Genomic DNA, 24,058 nt, shown 5'->3' on the forward strand with positions numbered 1-24,058 from the left:
AGTATCCACAAATAGGTTGAGATAAAGAAATAAAAGAAATCTTATCTGGGAAGAACGAGATGATAATTAAAAACGGTTTTATTGCTTTGGCATTATTCGGATTCGCTGTAACAACGCAGGCGAAGCAAACAGTTTGTGTATTTGATCCAGTTGGTAAATCGGGTGATGCATTTGCACTGGCAAAAGATTATGCATTAGAAGCAAAAAAGTGGGGCGCAGAGATTGATTTGCGTGCCTATGTCGATGAGCGTGTTGCAGCTGAAGATTTAAAAGTAGGGCAATGTGATGGTGCAATTATCAGTGGATTACGTGGTCGACAATTCAATAAATATGTCGGTTCACTTGATGCAGTTGGCGCTTTAACTGATTTGAAAACGGCAATTCTTGCTTATCAATTGCTCTCTAAGCCTCAAGCGGCAAAAAGTATGATCAATGGCCCTTATGAAATTGCGGGTCTTGGAACGATTGGACCTGCGTATTTGTTTGTTGCTGATCGTAATATAAATACTTTGGCTAAGGCCGCAGGTAAGAAAGTTGGTGTATTTGCTTATGATGAAGCTCAACCGAAATTGGTTGCACAAATAGGTGCACAAGCTGTTTCAGTCGATGTGACCAATGCAGGGGCAAAATTTAATAATCATCAAATTGATATTGTTCCCGCGCCAATTGTTGCTTATAAGCCTTTTGAGCTTTATAAGGGACTCGGTGATAAAGGCGGAATTGTCAAATTTCCACTGACGCAAATTTCGGCAAATTTCATTATTCGAAAGGATAAATTTCCTGACGGGTTTGGGCAGAAATCGCGTGAATGGGTGGCGGGGCAACTCGGTCGAACGTTTAATATTATTTCAAAATACGAAAAAGAAATTCCAACCAAATACTGGATGATTATCCCACCTGAAGAACAAGTCAACTATATGAAGATGATGCGTGAAGCACGTATCTCACTCACTAAAGCAGGAATTTATGATCCAAAAATGATGAACTTCTTGAAAAAAGTTCGCTGCAAACAAAATCCAAATAACTTTGAATGTGCGCTCAATGATGAGTAACACATGATTTGATTGATGAACCCTCTTTATTGATTGTAATTTAGAGGGTTTTTAGTCAGTAAGGCGACACTATATTTTAAAAAACATAACAACATTTAGATATGAGAAAGTCAAAGAACATGCTACAACTAAGCTGTTCAAATTTATTTGTACTCACGATTTTCTATTGATATGACGCTACCGCTCGACTTAACACCTTTATCGCAAATTGAATCAAATCAAGAACATATTTTAGCGATCAAGCGTAATGATTTATTACCTTTATTGAACGATCCGCATCGTTTAAGTCATTATGCAGATCATTTGGTTCAAGCTCAAAGCGTCTTGCTGAATGGTGTCGATCCTAAGTTAAATCAGCAGCTTAGCGAAGTGATCACTCAGATTATTCAGCAGTTGTCTTTATCCAAAAAGTTTTTAGGCACACGCCGTTTTAATGCACTGCAAAAATGGTTGGGCATTGATATTGAATATGATGCTGGGCAAGTGAAATATGTTAAAGATTTAGATCGTTTGATTAATGAAGCGAATTATTTGAGTCAACGTTTGCAGATTGAAATCCAAAAATCACAATCGCGTTTACAGCAGGTATTGGGTTTAAGAGAGCAGATGGCTGCTTATATTCAGGCAGCCGATCAATTCTTGATTGAGTATCCTCAGTTTAGTAAGCAGCAAGTGCTGGATCATTTTGTGGAGCGCTTATCTAAAAAGGTAAATACTTTACAAACATTACAGACCAGTAATGATATTGCAATCAAACAGATGCAGCTTTCACAGCATTTATCTTTTAGCTTGCTTGATCGTTTTAAAGAGGCACAACAGGTTTTAATTCCAGCATGGCAATATCATTTAAAGCAAAGTCGGGAATCCAATTCGACTGCGACGATTGAACAGTTGGATAAAAGCCGCGAAGATTTAATCCAAAATTTGAAAAAATCATTACAGAAATAAGAGGGAAATATGATGTCAGATTCAGAACTGAGTAAGGTATCTCATGAGCTTGAAATTAAGCCAGAGCAGCGTTTTGAGCAGTTGAACTTAAAAGACTTAGGCCTACAACCTCAAGATTTTGCTGAAGTGATGGATGCGCATAAAGAACTGGCCGATATCAGTACCACTGCTGTTGCAGAATATGGCAAAAATATTGCCAATAAAACCTCAACCTATACCGATGAGTTGTTGAATCTGGTACAGAACAAAGACCTTGATGCAACTGGACAAAAACTCAATGAAGTGGTGCAAGTCGCTCAGCAGTTAAATACTTCAAGTATTTTAAATAAATCTAAAAGTTCAGGTTTTTTTGGTGGCTTATTGAGTAAGTTCAAGAATGCTAAACAAAATTTTGATCAGCATTTTAATACCACCAAAGAGCAGATTGATGTATTGGTCAAAGAAATTGAAAGCTCACAATCAGGTTTGAAAGCACGTGTTGGGACATTGGATAAAATGTTTGATGCGGTTCAAGATGAATATAAGCAACTAGGTGTTTATATTGCAGCGGGTCAGTTGAAGCAGCAGGATATTCAACAGCAAATCACGATTCTGACAAGTCAGGAACAAGATCAACAGACCACTCAGCAGATTTATGATCTCAATCATGTGGCAAATAATCTTGAAAAACGAGTCAGTGATCTTCATGTTTTACAGCAGTCTGCGATGCAGACTTTGCCGATGATTCGGATTATCCAGTCGAATAACTTGATGTTGGTAGACAAATTTTACGCGATTAAAAACATCACATTACCAGCTTGGAAAAATCAAATTAGTTTGGCAATTTCGTTGCAAGAGCAAAAGAATAGCGTCCAACTTGCCAAGGCCATTGATGATACTACCAATGAATTATTACGTCGTAATGCTGAGTTATTGCATCAAAACTCAGTTGATACGGCTAAAGCCAATCAGCGTTCCGTGATCGATGTTGAAACCCTTGAACATGTACAAAACACCCTCATTAAAACAGTAAATGATGTGATTCAGATTCAGAAAGAAGGGATGCAAAAGCGTGCCGAAGCGACAACCCGTTTGCGTGCTTTGCAAGAAAATTTGAATCATCTGGTGCTTGAAAATAGCCAACCACCTAAATCTTGATATTGCTAATTTTTGAAGGAAAGATCATTGTCACCCATAGAAGATTTTAGTGTACAACCGATTGACCAGCGTTTAGATGTTTTAAAAAAACGTCAACGCAATTTAATGATCTGGTTTTTTCTGACCAGTACATTCGTTGTTGTTACAATCGCTGGTCTGTTTTTGCAAAAAGAATTTATCTATCGTTTCTTTGATCTTTCTGTACATGTGCAGGCTTTAGATTTACCTTATCATGTACAGGATCTTGTTCCTTTTAAGCAACCCGTCGATTATCTTTTTAATTTATTATCATGGTTCGGCTGGCTGTTTCTCAAACTTTTTGTCTCATTTATTGGCGCTTTTTTACTGCTTAGTTGGGCCAAGAAATTTAAATTTTTTCAGCAACGTTTTCAAGCATGGACACAGCGTATTCTGGCGTGGGTGATTTCTTTTATTTTGCTTTGGTCAGGTCTGACCTACATCCAGTATGACTGGAAAGATGAAACTAAGCAGGCTTATCAACAATGGATGAGCTATCAAAACAATATTGTTGAAAGTCAGATTGCTCAAGATTTACAGCAGGCCAATATTTCTTCGACTGAAAAAGCTTATGTCTTGGCGCAAGTGGCCTTATTGCATCAACCTGTCGATCGAAAGACCGCTAATGTCTATGTGAATCAATTAATTAGTGCAGAGAAAACCAATCCAACTCAATTTAAAGCATATGACTTTAAACCTGAACAGCTGTGGGTCATGCAGCAGCAACTATACGGTAAGAGTATTACCTCAATCACGCAGCCCTTAGACCTGCGCGCACAGCAAGCCGAACGTATTTCTCAGATTGTGAATGTCATTTTATGGGGCTTGATTGTATTGGCTGTTGCTTTAAGCACAATTTTATATGTGCTCGCCAAACATTTGAAAAATCGTCGTGTGCGGATTGGTCAAAAATTGGATGTCTCTTAATTTTAAGTTCGGTTTATCCGATCAAACTCATAAAAACATACTGTTTTACCTATTCATTACTTTTGCGTACTATAGCCTCATTGAATGAATTTAGCTGATTTAAAAGTCTTAGCGTTTGGAGAAATACATGTTAGATCAAAATATTAAAACTCAATTAAAAGCTTACTTAGAACGTTTAGAAAGTCCAATCGAGTTGGTTGCCGCTTTAGATGACTCCGACAAAGCAGAAAAAATTAAAGAACTCGTGACTGAAATTGCTGAACTTTCTGACCAAGTAACGGCGCGTTTTGACGGTTCAAATGCTCGCCGTCCTAGTTTCGGTGTGGCCAAAGCAGGTGAACAACCACGTGTGTTCTTTGCTGGCTTACCGATGGGACATGAGTTTACTTCTTTGATCTTGGCATTATTACAAGTATCGGGTTATGCACCTAAAGTCTCTGATGAAGTACTCACTCAGATCAAAGGCTTAAACTTGACTGCCAACTTTGATGTGTTTGTATCGTTGAGCTGCCATAACTGTCCAGATGTGGTTCAAGCTTTAAACTTGATTGCGATTAACAATCCAAATACTACAGCAACCATGATTGATGGTGCTTTCTTCCAAGACGAAGTTGAAGAACGCAAAATCTTGGCGGTGCCAATGGTGTTCCAAGACAATCAGCATATTGGTCAAGGTCGTATGACTTTGGAAGAAATCTTAGCGAAATTGGATAGCAATTCAGCTGAGAAAGATGCAGCCGCAATCAATGCCAAAGATGCATTTGATGTGTTGGTGATTGGTGGCGGTCCTGCTGGAGGTACAGCGGCGATCTATGCGGCACGTAAAGGCATCAAAACGGGTATCGTGGCTGAACGCTTTGGTGGTCAGGTGATGGATACCATGGACATTGAGAACTTTACCACTGTTCAAAAAACCGTAGGTCCTCAGTTCGCTCAAGACATGGAAGCCCATGTCCGTGAATACGGTGTCGACATCATGAACTTGCAACGTGTCAGCAAGATCACTGGTGCAGATCAAACGGCCAATGGTCTGGTTGAGGTTGAACTGGAGAATGGTGCCAAACTTGAATCGAAAACCATCATCCTGTCTACAGGTGCACGTTGGAGAGAAATGAATGTACCGGGCGAAGCTGAATACCGTACTCGTGGTGTAGCGTACTGCCCACACTGTGATGGTCCATTATTCAAAGGCAAACGTGTTGCGGTGATTGGTGGAGGTAACTCAGGTGTTGAAGCAGCGATTGACCTTGCAGGGATTGTTGAGCATGTGACTTTGGTTGAGTTTGATACCAAACTTCGTGCAGACCAAGTACTGCAAGACAAATTAAACAGCTTACCAAATACCACTGTGATCATGAATGCCTTAAGTACTGAAGTGGTTGGTGATGGTGCTCAGGTAACGGCATTGAAATACAAAGATCGCGCTACTGATGTTGAACACACAGTTGAACTTGCAGGGATCTTCGTACAAATTGGTTTATTGCCAAACACGGATTTCTTAAAGAACAGCGCAGTTGAACTCAGCAACCGTGGCGAGATTGTGATTAATGATCGCAACGAAACCAATGTCAAAGGTGTCTTTGCCGCAGGTGACTGTACGACAGTACCGTACAAGCAAATCATCATTGCCACAGGTGAAGGCGCGAAAGCATCACTGTCTGCCTTTGATTATATGATTCGTTCTGGTGTGTAAGTAATCGCTTAAAAAAAGCCCCAATTATTTGGGGCTTTTTTATTGTGTTTAGTTCTTCGGTTTATATAAACCGTGATCGACAAGGTGTTCACGCAAGATACGACGTAATTCTAGAACTGCTTCTGGGGTCTCTTGAATTGAATGGCCGCCCGTGAAAATCTTCTCGGAAACAGCACCATCTAAATGTGCACTCTTATAAGGAACAATCCCGTCTGTAATGACATTTGGATCATCACTCTTGGTAATGTTGCCCATAATCGAGTGAAAAACCAGTCCATTTTCAGGCGGAATAGAGGCGGTTAATTCCATAAATTTGGATTTTTTACTGAGATCACTTGGCCCATTTTGAATTACATCATTGGTCAGGGTTTTAACGAATTCTTTTAAATCCATATCATCACTGGTGAGTGTATCTGCCAAAGTGGTCAAGAAGGTTGCAGGGAGTTTGATGATTTTACGTGCTGCTAGTGTAAACCAGCGATCAGCAAAGTCAGTTCCTTTATGTGGAGCAGCCAAGAAAATGGCACGATCAAAATTAGTAATCGGTTCCATTTTAAGCCGTTCACCAATCACAGGATGCTTGCGTAAACGCGTTTGTTGACGGCTACTCATCATGGTGAGTGCCTGTTTAGAAATATCAGCATTGCTCACCAAGAGTCGGCTGATAATGCCTCCCATACTATGCCCAATTAAAACTGCATCTTGTGCTGCAGCATCTTTATTGTTGAGTGAGCCAAAGGCTTGTTTTAATAAGGCATAAATTTGAAAACGGCTTTCCAGAATCGGCATATTGGTTGAATAAAACACTTGCCAAACTTGATAGTGTTCACGTAGTACCGCATCACCCATAATATCATTAGTGACCGCAATCCATGCCTCAGGGCTGCTGGCAAGACCATGCACCAATACAATCACTTTCTTGTTCGGATTATAGGGTTCCAGCATATAGAGATGTGGCATGGTCAGATGCTGATCACGATCAATTAAAGTTAAATAAGCCGCTGCACCTAAATTATTCTCAGCTAACCAGAGTCCATAAGGTGCAGAGAAATTGGCTGCAAGCGAATATTCTTTACCTGCAATACTGACTTTCTCTACGCTATAAGGGTCATAAACCTTTACTTCAAAGTTTGGATTATTTAAAACATCATTAATGGTTGCGGCTGCATTCTTGGGTTGCGCAATAATGGTTGCGGCTAAATAACGTGCTTTATGAATATTAGGGTTAATTCCATTTGGATAGCTATAACTTAATGGATCAAGAATATATTTATTTTCGCCATGGGCTGCATCCGTTGAAGGAAACACGGCCACGAAATCTGAACCGAAACCATCACGGCGGTTAATGGCTCGTAAGCCCGAAAAGTTCATGTTATAGCTGGAAATAAATTTCTCCAGCTTCATATTTTGTAAGCGTTGATAGGATTGAATGTCTATCGTATAGGTGCTTTTGCCAATTTGAATGGTAGGGCTAATGGTTTTAGACGGATTTCTTAAACTATGCACATTCACCAATTTGGTTAAAGCTTGGTTGTAAAAGTCTCGAATCTGGACCTGACGGTTATCAAAAATGCGTTCTTGCGGTTGTCGTGTCGTTTTGAACAAATATGCATAGCTATAACGGATGCTTTTATCTAAAGCTTCAAGCTCTTGATCTAAGCATTGCTCATAGGTCTTTTGTATGGCTTTCTGTTCTTCCTCAGGTTTGTGTTTTGTCAGTTTACTGATTTTACATTCGGACGCGTCGGACAGACTCAGCGCTTTTGAGAGATAGAGTTCGCTCGCTGTAGATAAAAGTTGCTCATCCTGGATTTGCGGAATTTTGTGTAGATCTGCAATGCACTCATTTGGTGTTTGCATACACACTTTGGCTTCTTTGCCCGACATCGACAAGACATTGAGGCTGGCTTCACTGAGTTTTTTTTGCGTAAGAATGCTGTTACGTTCGTTGGCAATCGTCACATTGAGAGCTTGTTGTTTGATACTGACAACTTGGCAGCCACTCATCACGACGGTGCTTAGGAGAGAGATAAAAAATAGACGCTTATTCGGTGTAAATGCTAGCATGGTATGTCAGCAATTTCGCTGGAAGATTGTAGCTATAATACGAAAATCGAATGTTTTTTCAATCATAGATAAAAAAATAGACTGCACACAGCAGTCTATTTTTGTAATGCGATTCTACAAGCTCAATTAGTTCAGAACTTGCCACACATTCCAGCGTTTTCCGGCTTCAACTTCTTTGATCAAACGATCAGTCACTTCTGCTTCGTCAGGATAGTTGATTTTATAGTTTTTCAAGGTTTGAAGCGCATTTTTCTTTTGCTCTAACCATAAATAGTTGTTGGCAGCAGAAAGATAAGCTTCTTGGACGCCACCTTTCATTGCTTTGTCTAAATATGGAATAGCCTCACGTTGACCACCACCTTCTGATAAGCCAAAACCGAACCAGAAGTTGGTTTCAGGATCATTCGGGCTGATCGCGAGAATACGTTGCGCATAAGTTAATGACTTTGAAGTATAAGATGTACCTAAGTCTAAGTTACGTGCCATCACGCTTGCTTTAAACGCACGAGTCAAGATATCTAAAGAAGCATTTGGCTTTTCGGCTAAAGCATCTAGTTTCTGCGTGGTTTCTTTTAACTTGACTTCATAGCCCTTACGTTCTTGACGTTCTGGGAAACGAGGTGGATAGTGACGTGCTTTACCTTCAACTAATTGTAAAAAGTCATCGATTTCAGTGACATCAATTTCATTCTCACCAGCAAGAACCGCATATTTCATGTTGCGTTGTTTGTTGTCAATGGTTGGGATAATGAGCTTGTTGATATCCAATGTTGTTGATTTTGATGGATCATTTTGTAATGACACGACCATTTTCGTGACAGGCTGAGCCGCAGCATCTTTGATCGCAACTTCAAAGCTTGGTGGGGCATCATACTTGGTTGGATTTAAAGCATAGAATGGAGGAGTTGGGTCTGGTTCCTTAAACACAAAGGGTTCAGCAACCTTCTCTTTTTTAACAGGGGCAACGCCACAGGCCGTCAAAAAAGAAGTTGAAAGTACAAGTAATGCCAAAGGCTTAAAATTCATGCTTTACATCCATTAATTTTAGTTAAATGAGAAGTAGATCGTTGGTTTCACCAGTCTAGGAAAAGCAAAACCAACTTGCAATGAGAAGCTTGTTACATTTTTTATATATTTGACTAGGTTGCCGAAGTTTTGTTCTGTGCTTCGCACTCACGTCTAACTTCTTCAATAATTTTAAGTTCTTCTTTACTCAATGGTTGAGTTTTTGAACTTTGCGAGGTGAAGCTCGGGTCAAGTTCAGACAGACGTTGGCAAAGTACGTTCATGCGTTTTTCATTTTTTTGCATACGATCGAGTAAAACGCGCATGCCTTCTAAAATAGGATCAGACTGATCTTGTGTTGTCGCATAAGGTTCGAAACCAATACTTTCCGCGTAGTCACGGCGATTGACTTCATCTTGTTCGATTTGACTTTTGTCTTTGAAAATATAACGGGCAGGGTTACCAACAGCAGTTACACCAGCAGGTACTTCTTTGGTTACAACTGCATTTGAGCCGACTTTGGCACCTTTATGTACTGTAAACGGTCCCAAGATTTTTGCACCAGCACCAACAACCACACCATCTTCAAGTGTTGGATGACGTTTGCCTTTATTCCATGTAGTTCCACCTAAGGTGACACTATGATAAAGCGTTACATCATCACCAATCTCAGCTGTTTCACCAATCACTACACCCATGCCGTGATCGATAAAAAAACGCTTACCGATTTTTGCGCCAGGATGAATTTCAATACCAGTGGCAAAGCGGCTAAAAGAAGAAAGTAGGCGGGCGGTACCTTTATATTCTTTTTTCCAGAGCTCATGCGCCATGCGATGCATAATCAGTGCATGGATACCTGGATAGGTGGTCAGGACTTCTAATGTATTGCGGGCCGCAGGATCACGCGCAAATACAGCTTCGATATCTTCTTTTAGCTGTTTAATCATGATTATGATCCTCCGTATTGGTCTTTTTCCATGAACCTTGGGCTAATGCCTGTACGCGGCTAAAGATTCCACGTAATAAATGATACTCCATACGATCTAATTGTATCCTTCCGAATAGACGACGCAAGCGTAATGGGAGTAAACGGGGATTATTTGGATCTAAAAACTCAATTTCAGTCAACATTTTTTCTAAATGAGGATAAAACTGTTCCATTTGTTGTTGTGTAACCAATGGTTCATCCCATTCCATGCTTTGTTGTTGCTTCAGTTGCATGTGGTCATCTGACTTGTCTTGAACCTGAGTATTTTGTTCAAGCGCAGCCATTCTTAACTCATAGCAAACCACTTGAATCGCTTGCGCGACATTGAGTACGCCATATTCAGGGTTTACTGGAATGGTTAAGTGATAATTGGCTAGGGCTAATTCTTCATTGGTGAGTCCACGATCTTCACGCCCAAACACAATTGCAATATTTTGTTGTTTGGTTGCAGCATCTAATGCTTCTTTTGCAGCAGGTCGAACATCTAGCAATGGCCATGGAATCGTGCGACTACGTGCACTGGTCCCAAACACCATATGACAATCTTGAATGGCTTGTTCCAAAGTTTCAACAATTTCAATTTGTTCAATTAAATCTTGCGCACCTGCTGCCAGTGCATCAATATCCGAATGTGGATAGGTCTTTGGTGCGACGAGTACAAGTTTTGATAAACCCATGGTTTTCATTGCGCGTAAAGCACTACCAATATTGGCTGGTAGGGTGGTATTGACCATAACAATACGCACATGATCCAAATGTTTGGACACGTTGTTTGAGTCAAACAGGTTCATATATTATCCAAAATTAAGAGTATTGAGAGACTTCAGCTTGATAAAGATCCAGTGCTTCATCCATTGACATATTGTCTGGTGGAGGAGCTACCGTTGCAACTTTAGGTGCCTCAGCTGCTTTTGCAGCCTTCGATTTCACTTGGTATTCGATGAAAATGGTTTCTTTGCCAAAATAATCGCGTAATTTTCCAAGTAATTCATCTAATGGCACAACTTTCCATTGTGCACCTAAATGTAATTCAGCAGTTGCGAAGCTTTGTTCAAGCAGGATTTGCAGACCAATATGCTGACACATATCGATATTACAATAAGGTAATAGGATCGCCTGTAGATCCTTGGCCAAAGATTTGGTCATCAAATCTTGAGGGAGGCGAATTTGAATGCTTTGCGCTCGTTTTTGGCGAATTTCATTCAAATTAAAAGCTTTACTTAGTCGTGCCATCGGGCGATCAAAGCCTTCACGCTCGTAAATTTCACCCTCAATCACCACAACCTGTTCTAAACGAACAATATCTTTGTAGCGTTGGAAACGCTCATGGTTACAGCTAATTTCAACACGTGCTGTACCATCATCGAGTGTGATCATGATGCGGTTTGGGAAGTTGGCAATATCAACCACTAAACCTGCAAAAACAGTAGTCACACCGCGACGTGTCGGAGTGAGTTCATTCAGTTTGGCAGAAATGAATGATTTTAATTCAGGACGATAGACATCAATCGGGTGACCTGTAAGGTAGAGCCCCAGTGTGTCTTTTTCGCCTTTAAGACGAACCTCATCTGACCAAGGTTTCACGGGTTTGGCTGGTTTACGCTGAACTTCTTCAACTTCACCAAACAAGTCCATGATACCTGTTTCACGATTACTTCGAGCTTGATCAGCTGCTTGGACTGCTTCAGGTAATTGAGCCATTAAACTTGAGCGTTCAATACCAAGACAATCCAGCGCACCTGCACGAATCAAAGCTTCTAAGGTACGCTTATTGATTTTTTTCAGATCAATACGATGACAGAAATCAAATAGATCTTTATATGGACCTTCATTAATTCGTGAATCGATGACCGATTGCATTGCCTGTTCACCTACACCTTTGATCGCACCTAAACCATACACAATGGTTTGCTCATCGCTAGCATGGAAGTGATATAAAGACATATTCACGGAAGGTGGAAGTACTTCCAACTTGTTATTGCGGCAGTCGTCAATCAAGAAGACGATACTGTCCGTATTCTGCATTTCCGATGATAAAACCGCCGCCATAAACTCAGCAGGGTAATGTGCTTTTAACCAAGCCGTATGATAGGCAACTAGGGCATAGGCAGCGGCATGTGATTTGTTAAAACCATAACCTGCGAATTTTTCCATATAGTCGAAAATATGGTTAGCAGTTGCTTCATCAATATCTTTTTTCGATGCACCTTCAATAAAGATTTGGCGTTGTTTCACCATTTCTTCAGGTTTCTTTTTACCCATAGCTCGACGAAGTAAATCCGCGCCGCCAAGGGTATAACCTGCACAGAACTGTGCAGCCTGCATTACCTGTTCTTGGTAAACCATAATCCCGTAGGTCGGTTCTAACACACCTTCCAATAAAGGATGTAGATATTCAAACTCACCACCATGCATACGGTGGATAAAGTCAGGAATAAGATCCATAGGACCTGGTCGATATAAGGATACGAAAGCAATAATTTCTTCAAATTTGCTTGGTCTTGCTTCCTTCAGCATTTTTTTCATGCCGACGGATTCAAACTGGAATACCGCTGTGGTATTTGCATTGGCAAAGACCAGATAGGCATCTTTGTCATCCAGTGGGACATCGGCAATATTAAGTGGTATTTCAGCCTTGATTCTTTTATTAATATTTTGAACCGCATCTTCAATCACGGTCAGGTTACGTAAACCCAAGAAGTCAAACTTTACCAGACCTGCTGCTTCTACGTCATCTTTATCGTATTGTGCGACACGGTTAGTACCATCTGAATCACACAGTACCGCGGAGTAATCGGTAATTTTACCTGGCGCAATAACGACACCACCCGCATGTTTACCTGTATTACGGGTAATACCTTCAAGTTTGAGTGCCATTTCCCAGATTTCAGCAGCATCATCATTGTCAGGGTTGGATGGGTTGGTGACGATATCTTTAAGCTGCGGCTCCATGTCAATCGCTGTGACCAAATCGACACCCAGCGGTTTTGTTGGAATCATTTTTGAAATACGGTCAGCAAGACCATAAGACTTACCAAGGACACGTGCTACATCTCGAATCGCACCTTTTGCTGCCATGGTACCGAAGGTCGCAATCTGTGATACTGCTTGGCGGCCATAGTTTTGGGCCACATATTCAATCACACGGTCACGGCCAGCAATACAGAAATCGACGTCGAAATCGGGCATCGAAACACGTTCTGGGTTTAAGAAACGTTCAAATAGCAAATCATATCGTAATGGATCAAGGTCGGTAATTTTTAAACTGTAGGCAACCAATGAACCAGCACCCGAACCACGACCAGGACCTACAGGGACGCCATTATTTTTGGCCCACTGAATAAAGTCCATGACGATCAGGAAGTAGCCAGGAAATCCCATCTTAAGAATGATATCAACTTCGTATTTGATTCGTTCATCATAAGGCTTCCGAATCTCAGCCCAATCCTCATCACGTTCAGCAATCGGATAAAGATGATTTAAACGCTCCTCTAAACCTTCACGAGACAAATGTTCAAAATAGGTGTCGATGGTATAGCCATCTGGAATCGGGAAGTCAGGTAAGAAATAAGTACCCAGTTGCAATGCAACATTACAACGTCTTGCAATATGGTAGGTATTTTCAATCGCACTTGGAATATCTGAGAATAGCTCAGACATTTGCTCGCCAGTTTTGAAATACTGCTCAGTACTATAGTTTTTAGGACGTTTATCATCACCTAAAACATAGCCGTCGGCGATACAAACACGAGCTTCATGTGCTTCAAAATCATCTTGTTTAACAAAGTGCACATCATTATGTGCGACCACACCAATTTGATATTTGGCAGCGAGCTTAACTGCTTGTTGAATAAAATCTTCTTCACCAACACGTTCAGTCCGTGTTAAAGCTAAATAGACACGATTTCCAAACTTTTCAATCCATGCTTCTAATAAAGGTTCTGCTTTTTGTGGATTGGAAGAGCAGAGCATTTTACCAACATCACTGTGTTGGCCCAGTAAGACAATTAGATCTTCAGCTTGTTCAAGCACCCATTCTTTTTGTACACAAGGGAGACTGAGTTGCTGGCCTTCAATAAAACCGCGTGACACGATTTCAGTCAGATTACGCCAACCTGTACTATTCATGGCCAATAAGGTTGCACGATGTTCAGCATCATTTAAGCGAATGACACTGCCTAGAATAGGCTTAATCCCTTTTTTTAAACAGGATTCATAAAATTTGACTGCAGCATGTAGATTGGATAAGTCAGTCAATGCCAGTGCGGGCATTTCGTTTGTTACGGCAGCCTTGACCAAATCAGGTATGCGAACAATCGATTCCGTGATCGAAAATTCTGTGTGGATACCGAGATGAACAAACCGCATAGAAGGACTATCCTTTTTTAAAGCAACGCATAGTTTAGCATGCAAACCGAAAATGACATGCTTAATATTTTGGCAAACCGTGTGTTTGCTTTGTTATTTTTATAAAATATTAAAAATTAGTTTTTGATTTTTCAGTAGATATAAATACCTATTTACACAAAGTGTTTTACCGCTAGAATGTAATCGAATAAAAATGTAGCAATGTGAGCGAAATAATGAAATTAAAAAACATCGTATTTTCAATATTATTGACTAGTAGTTTATTTACCTTCAGTCATGCGGATGATGTGTCCTTTAGCCAAGAACTCGTACAACAAGCGAAAGCGGGGGATGCGACGGCACAGAACAATTTAGGTGATGCTTATTATTATGGAAACGAGATTGATCAAGATTTTGGTAAAGCACTGGAATGGTTTAAAAAAGCGGCAGCAAAAGGCAATGCAGATGCGATTTTTTCAGTTGGCTATATGTATGATTATGGCGAAGGTACAGAAGAAGATAATCCAACTGCTTTGAAATGGTACACCCAAGCGGCACAAAAGGGTCAGCTCTATGCGCAATACTATTTAGGTTATTTGTATCTCTATGGTGATGATGGTGTGAGTGTAAATACCAAAAAAGGAGTGGAGTGGATGACCAAGTCAGCTGATGCTGGTTTGGATATGGCGCAAGCTGAACTCGGTCATTTATACAATGATGGTGAGGAAGGTGTGCCACAAGATCTCAAAAAAGCACTGCATTATTATCAGTTAGCTGCGAAACAAGAAGAGTCTTCTGCCATTAATAACTTAGGTATTTTTTATTTAGAAGGCAAGGCTGGATTAAAACAAGACTATAAAGAAGCTTTACGTTTATTTAGTTTGGCTTCTGGTGCAGGAAATGGTTTGGGTTCTTCTAATATTGCGTATATCCATGAAGAGGCCAAAGGTGTTGCAAAGAATTATAAAAAAGCAGCAGAGTTTTATGAGCTCGCAGTGGCACAAGGTGAGGACGAAGCCTTACTGGATTTGGCTCGGTTATATGAAAAAGGTGGTTATGGTTTGACTAAAAACCTAAAAAAATCGAAAGAATATGAAGCGCAGTGGGATGAGTTACAGGATTCTGATTCTTAAATAAAAAAAGCCCCCAAAATTTAATGGGGGCTTTTTTTTATTAACGCATCTTGGCTAAGAAGCGACTCAAGCGATTGATCGCTTCACGTAGTTCATTTTCAGCAGGTAAGAACACCACACGGAAGTGATCTGGTGTTGGCCAATTAAACCCTGTGCCTTGTACCAAGAGAACTTTCTCTGCTCTTAATAAATCCAACATTAATTTTTCATCATCTTCAATTGGATAAATTGTTGGGTCGAGTTTTGGGAAGCAATACATTGCGCCATCAGGTTTAACACAACTCACACCTGGGATCTCATTCAGCATTTCCCACGCAATATTACGTTGTTCGTATAAACGACCACCTGGTCGAATCAAGTCATTAATCGACTGATAACCGCCTAAGGCTGTTTGAATTGCATATTGCGCTTGGTGGTTGGCACATAAGCGCATTGAAGCCAGCATATCTAAGCCTTCAATATAGTCTGCAGCACGTGCTTTATTACCCGTGATTGCCATCCATCCTGCACGATAACCTGCGATACGATATGCTTTTGATAAACCATTGAATGAAATACACAGTTGATCGCCAGCTAAAGCCGCAACCGCTACATGCTCAATGCCGTCATAAACGATTTTGTCGTAGATTTCATCAGCAAATAAAATCAGGTCATGTTTTTTCGCTAGCGCAACAATTTGCTCTAACACATGACGTGGATAGACAGAACCCGTAGGGTTGTTCGGATTGATAATCACGATACCACGGGTGTTCGGTGTGATTTTACTTTCCATATCCGCAATGTCAGGATACCAGTAGTTTTCAGAATCACATTTATAGTGAATTGCAGTGCCACCAGAAAGATTCACTGCTGCTGTCCATAATGGATAGTCTGGCATAGGTACCAGCATTTCATCACCGTCATCAAGCAGACCTTGCATCGCCATCACGATCAGTTCAGAAACACCATTACCGACATACACATCATTGACATGCATATCAAAAATGCCTTTCTGTTGGTAATACTGGCAGATGGCTTTACGTGCAGGGAAAATCCCTTTTGAGTCGGTATAGCCAATTGCATTTGGAAGGTTTAATGCAACATCGTTAATAATTTCTTGAGGGGCTTCAAAACCAAAAGGTGCAGGGTTGCCGATATTCAGCTTGATGATCTTATGTCCTTGCTCCTCCATTTCATTGGCGGCGCGTAATACTGGTCCACGGATGTCGTAACAAACATGCTCAAGCTTAGATGATTTTTTAATTTCTCGGCTTGATTGATTAGACTGGGGAACAACAGTATTTTTTGACATAGCTGGATTCACTTTTGCATATCGGTATAAATAACTTTTAAAGGTTTCAACACTTACCAAATTTAGATCGTGTTGATCTCTCAGCAATTCAACAATTTTTTCATGGGTGAAACCTGATTGTTGATATTGTCTGATGGTTGGTAATAGATTTTGGAAAACCACACTTTTTTTCTGAGACATTGTTTGTCCTATACAACCGTGCGAAATTAGAATAACACCATATTTGCTTACGCAAAAGATAATATTGTTAAAAATTGCTTACCATATGGATTTAATTTGCTTTCTTTTTGCTTTTGTTGATTTTATTGCTTAAATTTCACCAAATTATACGATCTGAGACTAGAGTTTTTTTTTTGAATGGCGTAAATATAAAACCTGATCATTAAGATAGTTCTAACATCAGAATAAAAGGTGCAGGTTATGGGAAAAGTGAATAAAACAGACCGGGAATGGCAAAGAGAATTATCACCTGAAGAATACCGCATAACTCGTCAAAAGGGCACAGAACCCGCATTTACTGGACAATATTGGAACAATAAACAACATGGTACGTATGTTTGCCGTTGTTGCGGTGCGGAATTGTTTTCTTCAGAAACAAAATACGATAGTGGTTGTGGTTGGCCGAGCTTTTTTAGACCTATTGACAGTGTTGCAATCGAAGAACATGAAGATTTATCACACGGTATGGTCAGAACAGAAATTGTCTGCCATGATTGCGATGCACATTTGGGCCATGTGTTTGAGGATGGTCCACAGCCGACAGGACTGCGTTATTGTGTGAATTCGGCATCATTACAACTTAAAACAGAAGAAAAGAACGACGAGGAAACGTATCCATGAGTAACATTTATCAGTTTGAAGCTGAATTGTTAGAGGGAGAAACAAAAGCGCTCGCTGATTATAAAGGCAAGGTCATGCTGATTGTAAACACTGCAAGTAAGTGTGGTTTTACTCCGCAGTTTGCGGGACTTGAGAAACTTTATGAAAAATATAATGCTCAAGGCTTAGAAGTTTTAGGATTTCCATGCAATCAATTTGGAGGACAAGATCCAGGGACAAATAAGGAAATTGGCGCATATTGCCAGCGTAATTATGGGGTCAGTTTTCCCATGTTTGCCAAGGTGGATGTGAAAGGACCTGAAGCACATGTGATTTTTCGTTATTTGACTCGTGAGGCAAAAGGTCTTTTGGGGAGCCGAAATATCAAATGGAACTTTACTAAGTTCTTGGTGGGGCGTAATGGTGAGGTTTTAGAGCGTTATGCGCCAACAACTAAGCCAGAGGCTTTGGAAGCTGATATCGAAAAAGCATTGGCGAAGAAATAAATGAGCAAAGTTTTTGGTTGAGGTTTGAATTCTTTTGGACTCAACTGTTGAATTCTGGAGTGATCCAGACATGCCTTATGTTGAAACGCGTAGGGCATGTCAAAGTCGAATTTGCTATAAATCCCACAGCCATCCGACCTTTTCAATTGGTGCTGTTGATATTGGACAGAGCCGCTTTTCAAGTACTTTTGCACAAGAGCAAGTCATTCAGGCAGGGGCTTTGGTGGTTATTCCTGCGCACGTAGAACATTCTTGTAATCCTTTACCTGATCAGGCATGGAGTTACCAGATGATGCATTTGGATGCTGCTTGGTTAATCACCTTGATTGAAGAACTGCACCAAGATATTGCTTTAGAAACTGACAGACAAACAATATATCTCCCTCAGTTAAGACCAACCATTGCTCATGATGTAAAAGCCTACGACGCATTTACAGTTTTGAATCGGCTACTATTTAACGAGCAAATTTCAGTACTCGAAAAAGAACAGTATTTAATTCAAACCTTAACAGAGATTCTAATACCGAGTTTTCATTGGGAAAAGATACATTCCTCTCATTATTTTCAGCAGTATCTTCCAGACTTATTGGAATGCCTTAAAGACAATATTGAGAATCTGTCTCTGCGAGAGCTTTCCGAAAAGATGAACATGAGTCGTTATGCATTAATACGATTATTTAAACATTACTTTGGATTAACCCCACATGCTTATCAGTTGAACTATAAGGTCAACCAAGCTCGGCAGCGTTTAAGAGAACCTGATCGTGATTTAGCAAGATTGGCATATGAACTCGATTTTAGCGATCAAAGTCATTTTCATCGTGTTTTTAAGCAATATACTGGCATAACACCCAATCAATATTATAAAAAATCTTAGCCCACGCAATTTTATACAAGAACAAAGCACCGCACTTTTCTAAGCTGACTCCGATTCACTTGGAGAGCATCTATGGAGCTTTTTCTAACCATCGCCATCACGCATTTTATTGCATTACTGACACCTGGTGCAGATTTCTTTTTAATTTTAAAGACCTTGATACAGAGCCAGAAAAAGGCTGCAAGATTCACCTGTGCAGGCATCGCACTTGGGAATGCCATCATATTGATCAGCATTTATTTGAGTCTATTTATCATTGGTCAGGTGAATACCGAATTATTCATCCTCATGAAGTGGTTGGGTGTTGTTTATTTTGCATATTTGGCGATTCAATGTTTCCGTTTGGCTCAATCGGCACAGAGGGTCAATCAACTTGATGAGAAACGTGTTCATCAACCGCACAATAATGCTTACCTGAAGGCGTTTCTATCGGGATTGCTTTCCAGTGTGTTGAACCCGAAGAATTTGATGTTCTATAGCGTGTTGGTGATCTTGATTTATCCGCAATATAATTTTGTTCAAAATACTTTGTTGTGTTTCTGGATGGTGGGGTTAGTGTTGATCTGGAATCTCGCTATTGTTCAATTGATCGGTTCAAGTATTTACCTGTCGTGGTTAAATCGGCATCTGCGCCATTTATATTATTTAGCAGGACTCAGTTTTTTGTTATTGATGCTGGTACTGATCATGTATTAAATAAAAAGACGGTCAAATGACCGTCTTTTTTATGCAAGCTTATTGAGTGGGTTCAATAGGTTGATGTGGTGTCTTCCTAAAGCTATGGATCTTGCGATTAATATCATCGATAAAGGTGTATACCACAGGAATCACCAATAACGATAAGAAGGTACTGGTAATCAAGCCACCAATGACTGAGATTGCCATTGGTGCACGGAAACTCGGATCGGTACCAATCCCGAGTGCAATTGGAAGCATCCCCGCACCCATTGCTAGCGTGGTCATGATAATTGGACGTGCCCGTTTATGGCAGGCATCGAGTAGGGCATTGAATCGTGAATAATGCTTTTCATTCCTTGCGATAATCGCGTAATCGACTAGTAGAATCGAGTTCTTACTGGCAATCCCCATCAGCATAATCAGACCAATCAAACTTGGCATTGAGAAACTACTTTTTGCTAAAAGCAGCATCACGAATGCACCACCGAGGGATAAAGGTAAGGCCACCAGAATGGTAATTGGCTGTAAAAAGTCTTTAAATAACAACACCAACACAACGTAGATACACAGTACACCTGTGAGCATTGCTAAACCAAAACTAGAGAACAATTCCTGCATCACTTCAGCATCACCAATATTGGTACGCTTCACCGTAGGTGGTAAATTCTTCATCGTCGGTAGTTGATCAACTTTGGCAGCAATATCTCCCAACGGTTGATTATTCAATTCAATATTGAAGTTAATGTTACGTAAACGGTTGAAACGGTCAATTTGTGATGGACCACTTTCGATATTGACGTCTGCAATGGTACCGAGCATCACAGGACCTCGACTACCTTTCACCATCAAGCGTTTCATGAGTTCTTGATCTTGACGGGCAGCCAGTGGCAGTTTAATTACAACAGGCACTTGGCGTTGAGATAAGTTCAATTTCGCAAGGTTTTGATCAAAATCACCCGCGGTCGCGATTCGTAAAGTCTCAGCAATATCGTAAGTGGTCACACCTAAATCAGCCGCTTTGGCAAAATCAGGGCGAATCACTAACTCAGGACGGATCAAGGCTGCACTCGAGGTGATACTGCCTACATTCGGGATGGTACGTAATTCGCGTTCAAGGCGACGTGCAGTTGCCATTAAGGCCTCTGGATCATCACCTGATAAAGCCAGTTGGTATTGACTGTTGTTACCCGCTAAACCAACCTGAATGCGTGCACCCGGAAGTGGTGCAAGGCGTTGGCGTAGTTGATCTTCAATGTCTTGTAAGCTAGCACTACGATCAGAACGTTCCGTGGTTTGAATCGTGAGCGTTGCTTTGCGCGGTTCACTTGATGCACCACCTGCAAATGGATCAGTTCCCGCAGCACCACCACCAATCGTGGTATAGATGCTTTTAATTTCAGGATGATCTTTAATCAGCGTACGTGCATATTCGGCAGTCTTAAGCGTATCTCCAAACTGTGAACCCGGGGTAAGCTCCAAACGAACTTGCGTTTGTCCTGTATCGGGTGGTGGGACAAAACCTGTAGGTAGCAATGGAATTAGCATAACTGAACAGATAAAGAAAGCAATTGCACCAGCTAAAGTGATCCAGCGATGATTCAGACACCAAGTCACCAAACGCATGTAGCCACGCATAACTTTGCCGTCTTTAGCACGGTCTTTGGCTAGACTGCTTGTACCTTGGTCAGTGGCAGTTTCTACGGTTGTTGATTCATCTTGCTGTTCAACTTTACCGACCCATGGTTTCAAAATATAGGCAGACATCATTGGGGTGAGTAAACGCGCAACAAGCAGTGAGGCAAAGATCGCAAGAGCCGCCGTCCAACCAAACTGAACGAAAAATTTACCTGCGATACCACTCATAAACGCAGTGGGTAGGAATACGGCAATCAATGTGAAGGTGGTGGCAATCACGGCCAGACCAATTTCATCGGCTGCTTCCATGGCCGCCTCATAGGGCGTTTTCCCCATACGTAAATGCCGTATGATATTTTCAATCTCAACGATGGCATCATCGACCAGAATACCCACCACCAATGACATGGCTAAAAGCGTCACTGTATTGAGGGTGAAACCAAAGAAATACATGCCAATTAAAGCAGGTAAAATCGATAATGGCAGGGCAGTTGCAGCAATGATGGTGGCCCGCCAATCACGTAAAAATAGCCACACCACCAAGATCGCTAATATCGCACCTTCATATAACAGTGACATCGAGCCTTTATAGTTATCCTCAACAGGCTTTACAAAGTTAAAGGCTTCGTTGATTTTTATATCGGGATGTGCGGCTTTAAGTTTATCTAATGCGACGACAACCCCTTTTTCTACATCAACCTCACTGGCACCTTTGCTTCGCGTAATTTCAAAGCCAATCACAGGTTGACCATTTAAGAGTGCAGCGGAACGCCGTTCAGCCGTACCATCACGAACAGTTGCAACCTGATCCAAACGAATATGTCGACCATCACTAAGTGCAATATCCATTGCACCTATTTCATCAGCTGTTTTTACTGTCGCAATGGTGCGGATGGATTGTTCACTACCCCCGATTTTGGTTTGACCGCCAGAAGCATCTTGCTGAATCAAACGTAGTTGACGGGTAATGTCGGTTGCAGTTGCATTCAGCGCCAATAGTTTTTCAGGATCAAGTTCGACTTCAACCTGACGTGTGACGCCACCAACGCGAGCAACCGCACCAACGCCTTTAACCTGTAACATCGCGCGGGCGATATCATAGTCTACAAACCATGACAGTGCTTCTTCATCCATCTTTGGCGATTGGATGGTGTAAGTCAGGATTGGCGAACCTGAAAGATTGATCTTGCTGACAATTGGATCTCGTAGATCGGCAGGTAGATCGGAACGAACTTGTGACACGGCATTGCGCACATCATCCACAGCTTCTTGTAGAGGTTTTTCTAATTGAAACTCCGCTGTGACAGTGACAACACCATCTTGAATGTTAGTGTACTGATTTCTCAAACCTTGCAGAGTTGCAATCGAGTTTTCAATCTTACGTGCGACTTCGGTTTCAAGCTGAGGTGGTGCAGCTCCGGGTAATGCCGCTGTCACAGTGACCATGGGTAGTTCAATGTCAGGGAACTGTTGGATCTTCATCCATTTAAAACAGAGCAATCCTGCCAAACCCAGCATAATAAATAACAGAATGCCAGGAATTGGATTTCGGATTGACCAAGCGGAGAAATTCATGTCATTTCTCCTGTGTGGTCACAAGTTGTTTGCTAAGTGGTGTCTCTGGAATGTCTTTGGCAATACTGACCAGATCGCCATCAGCTAAGAAACCTGTACCTGAAGAAACCACTTTTACATTCGCTGGTAAATTCAAGAGTTCGACACGATCTCCCAAACGGCGACCTACAATGACTTTCTGTTGGGTGACACGATTCTTGTCATTGACAATAAAGACATAGGAAAAACCATCACGCAACAGTAGGGCTGTTTGAGGAACCGTCAATGCGAGTTTCTGACCTAAATCAAATTCACCTTTAACAAACATGCCCATACGCACAGCTTGAGTAGTTGGAATGTCCACATAGACCAAGCCATAACGGGTTTGTGGATCGATCACAGGTGCAATCATTCTGACTTTACCTGTTACAGCAGGTTGGGCTGGGTCAGGTGAAACAATATGTGCGGTCATACCTTGTTTAAGCTTGTATAAATCCGATGTGGTCACTTCGGCACGCCATTCTAAACGATGGTCTCGAATCAAGCGGAACAGCTCTTGACCTGTTTGTGCAAGAGATCCAACCGTTGCTGTACGGGCTGAAATCACACCATTGTCAGGTGAAACCACTTGGGTCTGTGCTAAGCGTAATTGGTTACTTTCAATTTGTGCTTTGGCTGCATCTAGACGCGCTTGAGCTGTTGCTTGAGAGGTTTGATACTGAGTAGACTCTTGTGCTGAAATTGCGCCTGTATTTTTTAGTTGCTGAATACGTTTATTGTTGGTAATCGCATCAGTCAGTACGGCTTGAGCTTCTGCATAACTGGCTTTGGCTGCTGCCAAATCGGCACGGATGGTTTCGCTATTAATTTCAGCTAAGACCTGACCACGACGCACTTCATCGCCGACATTGACATTCACACGGGTAAGACGCTGGCCTGAGAGTTCGCTGCCAATCACCACTTCTTGCCATGCCGCAATGTTGCCATTAGCAGTAAAGGTTTGTTCCCAATTTTGTTGTTGGGGTTGAACAATTGTTACAGTTAAAGCGGCTTTTTGTTCAGTGGTATCTGCGTTTTTAGCTTTTTCAGGATTCACTGATTTTTTAGCAGTTCCAGTCTGCCAAACCACAACTGCAATAATTAAAAGTACAACCGCAATTGCTAAAATGAGCCAACCCTTTTTCTTTATTTTCTTGGGAGTTTGAGAAGTCATCTTTCCATAGTCATCAAGTTTTGATGGCTAAGTATAGACGAAGATTTCAACAGTTGCTCAATAGCCCATAGACAGATAAAAAAATTAATAAAGTCGCTTAGGTTTATGACTTTTTAGCTTAGGAAAAGTTTGAACCGCTTCAATTCCACACTTTTATGCTGTCATAAAGG

The 24,058-nt window shown here is 41.1% G+C and carries 18 protein-coding genes; 10 read left to right on the forward strand and 8 right to left on the reverse strand.

The features are described from left to right. Positions 1-59 precede the first annotated feature (59 nt). The 5 genes from WA352_RS11105 to ahpF all read left to right on the forward strand — a co-directional run bounded on the left by WA352_RS11105 (position 60) and on the right by ahpF (position 5,775). Entirely contained in the window at positions 60-1,052 is a 993-nt protein-coding gene (locus WA352_RS11105; RefSeq protein ID WP_004807883.1) for a putative solute-binding protein, read from the forward strand. 171 nt (positions 1,053-1,223) lie between these two features. Beyond that, a complete protein-coding gene (locus WA352_RS11110; RefSeq protein WP_033134073.1) occupies positions 1,224-2,000 on the forward strand; it encodes a hypothetical protein in 777 nt (258 codons plus the stop codon). Between the two features lie 12 nt (positions 2,001-2,012). Further along, complete coding sequence (locus WA352_RS11115) at positions 2,013-3,137, forward strand: toxic anion resistance protein (RefSeq protein WP_033134101.1); 1,125 nt, start codon at positions 2,013-2,015, stop codon at positions 3,135-3,137. Positions 3,138-3,164: 27 nt separating this feature from the next. Continuing rightward, positions 3,165-4,082 (forward strand): hypothetical protein, encoded by a 918-nt coding sequence (locus WA352_RS11120; RefSeq protein ID WP_005316248.1) that lies wholly within the window; start codon positions 3,165-3,167, stop codon positions 4,080-4,082. A gap of 127 nt (positions 4,083-4,209) precedes the next feature. Continuing rightward, a complete protein-coding gene (gene ahpF, locus WA352_RS11125) occupies positions 4,210-5,775 on the forward strand; it encodes an alkyl hydroperoxide reductase subunit F (RefSeq protein ID WP_241345346.1) in 1,566 nt (521 codons plus the stop codon). A gap of 48 nt (positions 5,776-5,823) precedes the next feature. Here the strand turns inward: ahpF and WA352_RS11130 are convergent, their stop codons facing one another. The 5 genes from WA352_RS11130 to dnaE all read right to left on the reverse strand — a co-directional run bounded on the left by WA352_RS11130 (position 5,824) and on the right by dnaE (position 14,203). Continuing rightward, positions 5,824-7,842, reverse strand: coding sequence for an esterase/lipase family protein (locus WA352_RS11130; protein WP_005202951.1), 2,019 nt, complete (start codon positions 7,840-7,842; stop codon positions 5,824-5,826). A gap of 126 nt (positions 7,843-7,968) precedes the next feature. Beyond that, positions 7,969-8,868 carry an ABUW_2363 family tetratricopeptide repeat lipoprotein gene (locus tag WA352_RS11135; protein WP_005202952.1) on the reverse strand — a complete coding sequence of 300 codons (900 nt, stop codon included), beginning with the start codon at positions 8,866-8,868 and terminating at the stop codon, positions 7,969-7,971. 113 nt (positions 8,869-8,981) lie between these two features. After that, entirely contained in the window at positions 8,982-9,794 is an 813-nt protein-coding gene (gene cysE / locus WA352_RS11140) for a serine O-acetyltransferase (protein WP_005202954.1), read from the reverse strand. After that, positions 9,787-10,626, reverse strand: a complete 840-nt coding sequence (locus tag WA352_RS11145) for an RNA methyltransferase (RefSeq protein WP_033133355.1) — start codon at positions 10,624-10,626, stop codon at positions 9,787-9,789. The genes cysE and WA352_RS11145 overlap by 8 nt, the downstream gene beginning before the upstream one ends. 13 nt (positions 10,627-10,639) lie before the next feature. Then, positions 10,640-14,203 carry a DNA polymerase III subunit alpha gene (dnaE, locus tag WA352_RS11150; protein WP_033133354.1) on the reverse strand — a complete coding sequence of 1,188 codons (3,564 nt, stop codon included), beginning with the start codon at positions 14,201-14,203 and terminating at the stop codon, positions 10,640-10,642. Between the two features lie 215 nt (positions 14,204-14,418). Here dnaE and WA352_RS11155 point away from each other — a divergent pair, with 215 nt between their 5' ends. Beyond that, positions 14,419-15,315, forward strand: a complete 897-nt coding sequence (locus WA352_RS11155) for a tetratricopeptide repeat protein (RefSeq protein WP_033133353.1) — start codon at positions 14,419-14,421, stop codon at positions 15,313-15,315. A gap of 40 nt (positions 15,316-15,355) precedes the next feature. Here WA352_RS11155 and WA352_RS11160 read toward each other — a convergent pair whose 3' ends face one another. Continuing rightward, positions 15,356-16,786, reverse strand: a complete 1,431-nt coding sequence (locus WA352_RS11160) for a pyridoxal phosphate-dependent aminotransferase (RefSeq protein ID WP_005202960.1) — start codon at positions 16,784-16,786, stop codon at positions 15,356-15,358. 240 nt (positions 16,787-17,026) lie between these two features. On the opposite strand from WA352_RS11160, the gene msrB reads away from it, so the two are divergent. From msrB to WA352_RS11180, 4 genes are all read left to right on the forward strand, one after another. Then, complete coding sequence (gene msrB, locus WA352_RS11165; protein ID WP_004653048.1) at positions 17,027-17,446, forward strand: peptide-methionine (R)-S-oxide reductase MsrB; 420 nt, start codon at positions 17,027-17,029, stop codon at positions 17,444-17,446. Continuing rightward, positions 17,443-17,931 (forward strand): glutathione peroxidase, encoded by a 489-nt coding sequence (locus WA352_RS11170; RefSeq protein ID WP_004653049.1) that lies wholly within the window; start codon positions 17,443-17,445, stop codon positions 17,929-17,931. The genes msrB and WA352_RS11170 overlap by 4 nt, the downstream gene beginning before the upstream one ends. Before the next feature lie 28 nt (positions 17,932-17,959). Continuing rightward, positions 17,960-18,808: an AraC family transcriptional regulator gene (locus WA352_RS11175; RefSeq protein ID WP_201772398.1), complete on the forward strand. Its 849-nt coding sequence runs from the start codon at positions 17,960-17,962 to the stop codon at positions 18,806-18,808. A gap of 72 nt (positions 18,809-18,880) precedes the next feature. Next, positions 18,881-19,504: a LysE family translocator gene (locus tag WA352_RS11180; RefSeq protein WP_033133351.1), complete on the forward strand. Its 624-nt coding sequence runs from the start codon at positions 18,881-18,883 to the stop codon at positions 19,502-19,504. Positions 19,505-19,543: 39 nt separating this feature from the next. Here WA352_RS11180 and WA352_RS11185 read toward each other — a convergent pair whose 3' ends face one another. Both WA352_RS11185 and WA352_RS11190 read right to left on the reverse strand, forming a co-directional pair. Beyond that, entirely contained in the window at positions 19,544-22,696 is a 3,153-nt protein-coding gene (locus WA352_RS11185; RefSeq protein WP_033133350.1) for an efflux RND transporter permease subunit, read from the reverse strand. A gap of 1 nt (position 22,697) precedes the next feature. Beyond that, a complete protein-coding gene (locus tag WA352_RS11190; protein WP_033133349.1) occupies positions 22,698-23,888 on the reverse strand; it encodes an efflux RND transporter periplasmic adaptor subunit in 1,191 nt (396 codons plus the stop codon). Positions 23,889-24,058 lie beyond the last annotated feature (170 nt).

Origin of the sequence: Acinetobacter sp. 102, assembly GCF_037028485.1 — a bacterium.
Lineage (GTDB): Bacteria > Pseudomonadota > Gammaproteobacteria > Pseudomonadales > Moraxellaceae > Acinetobacter > Acinetobacter higginsii.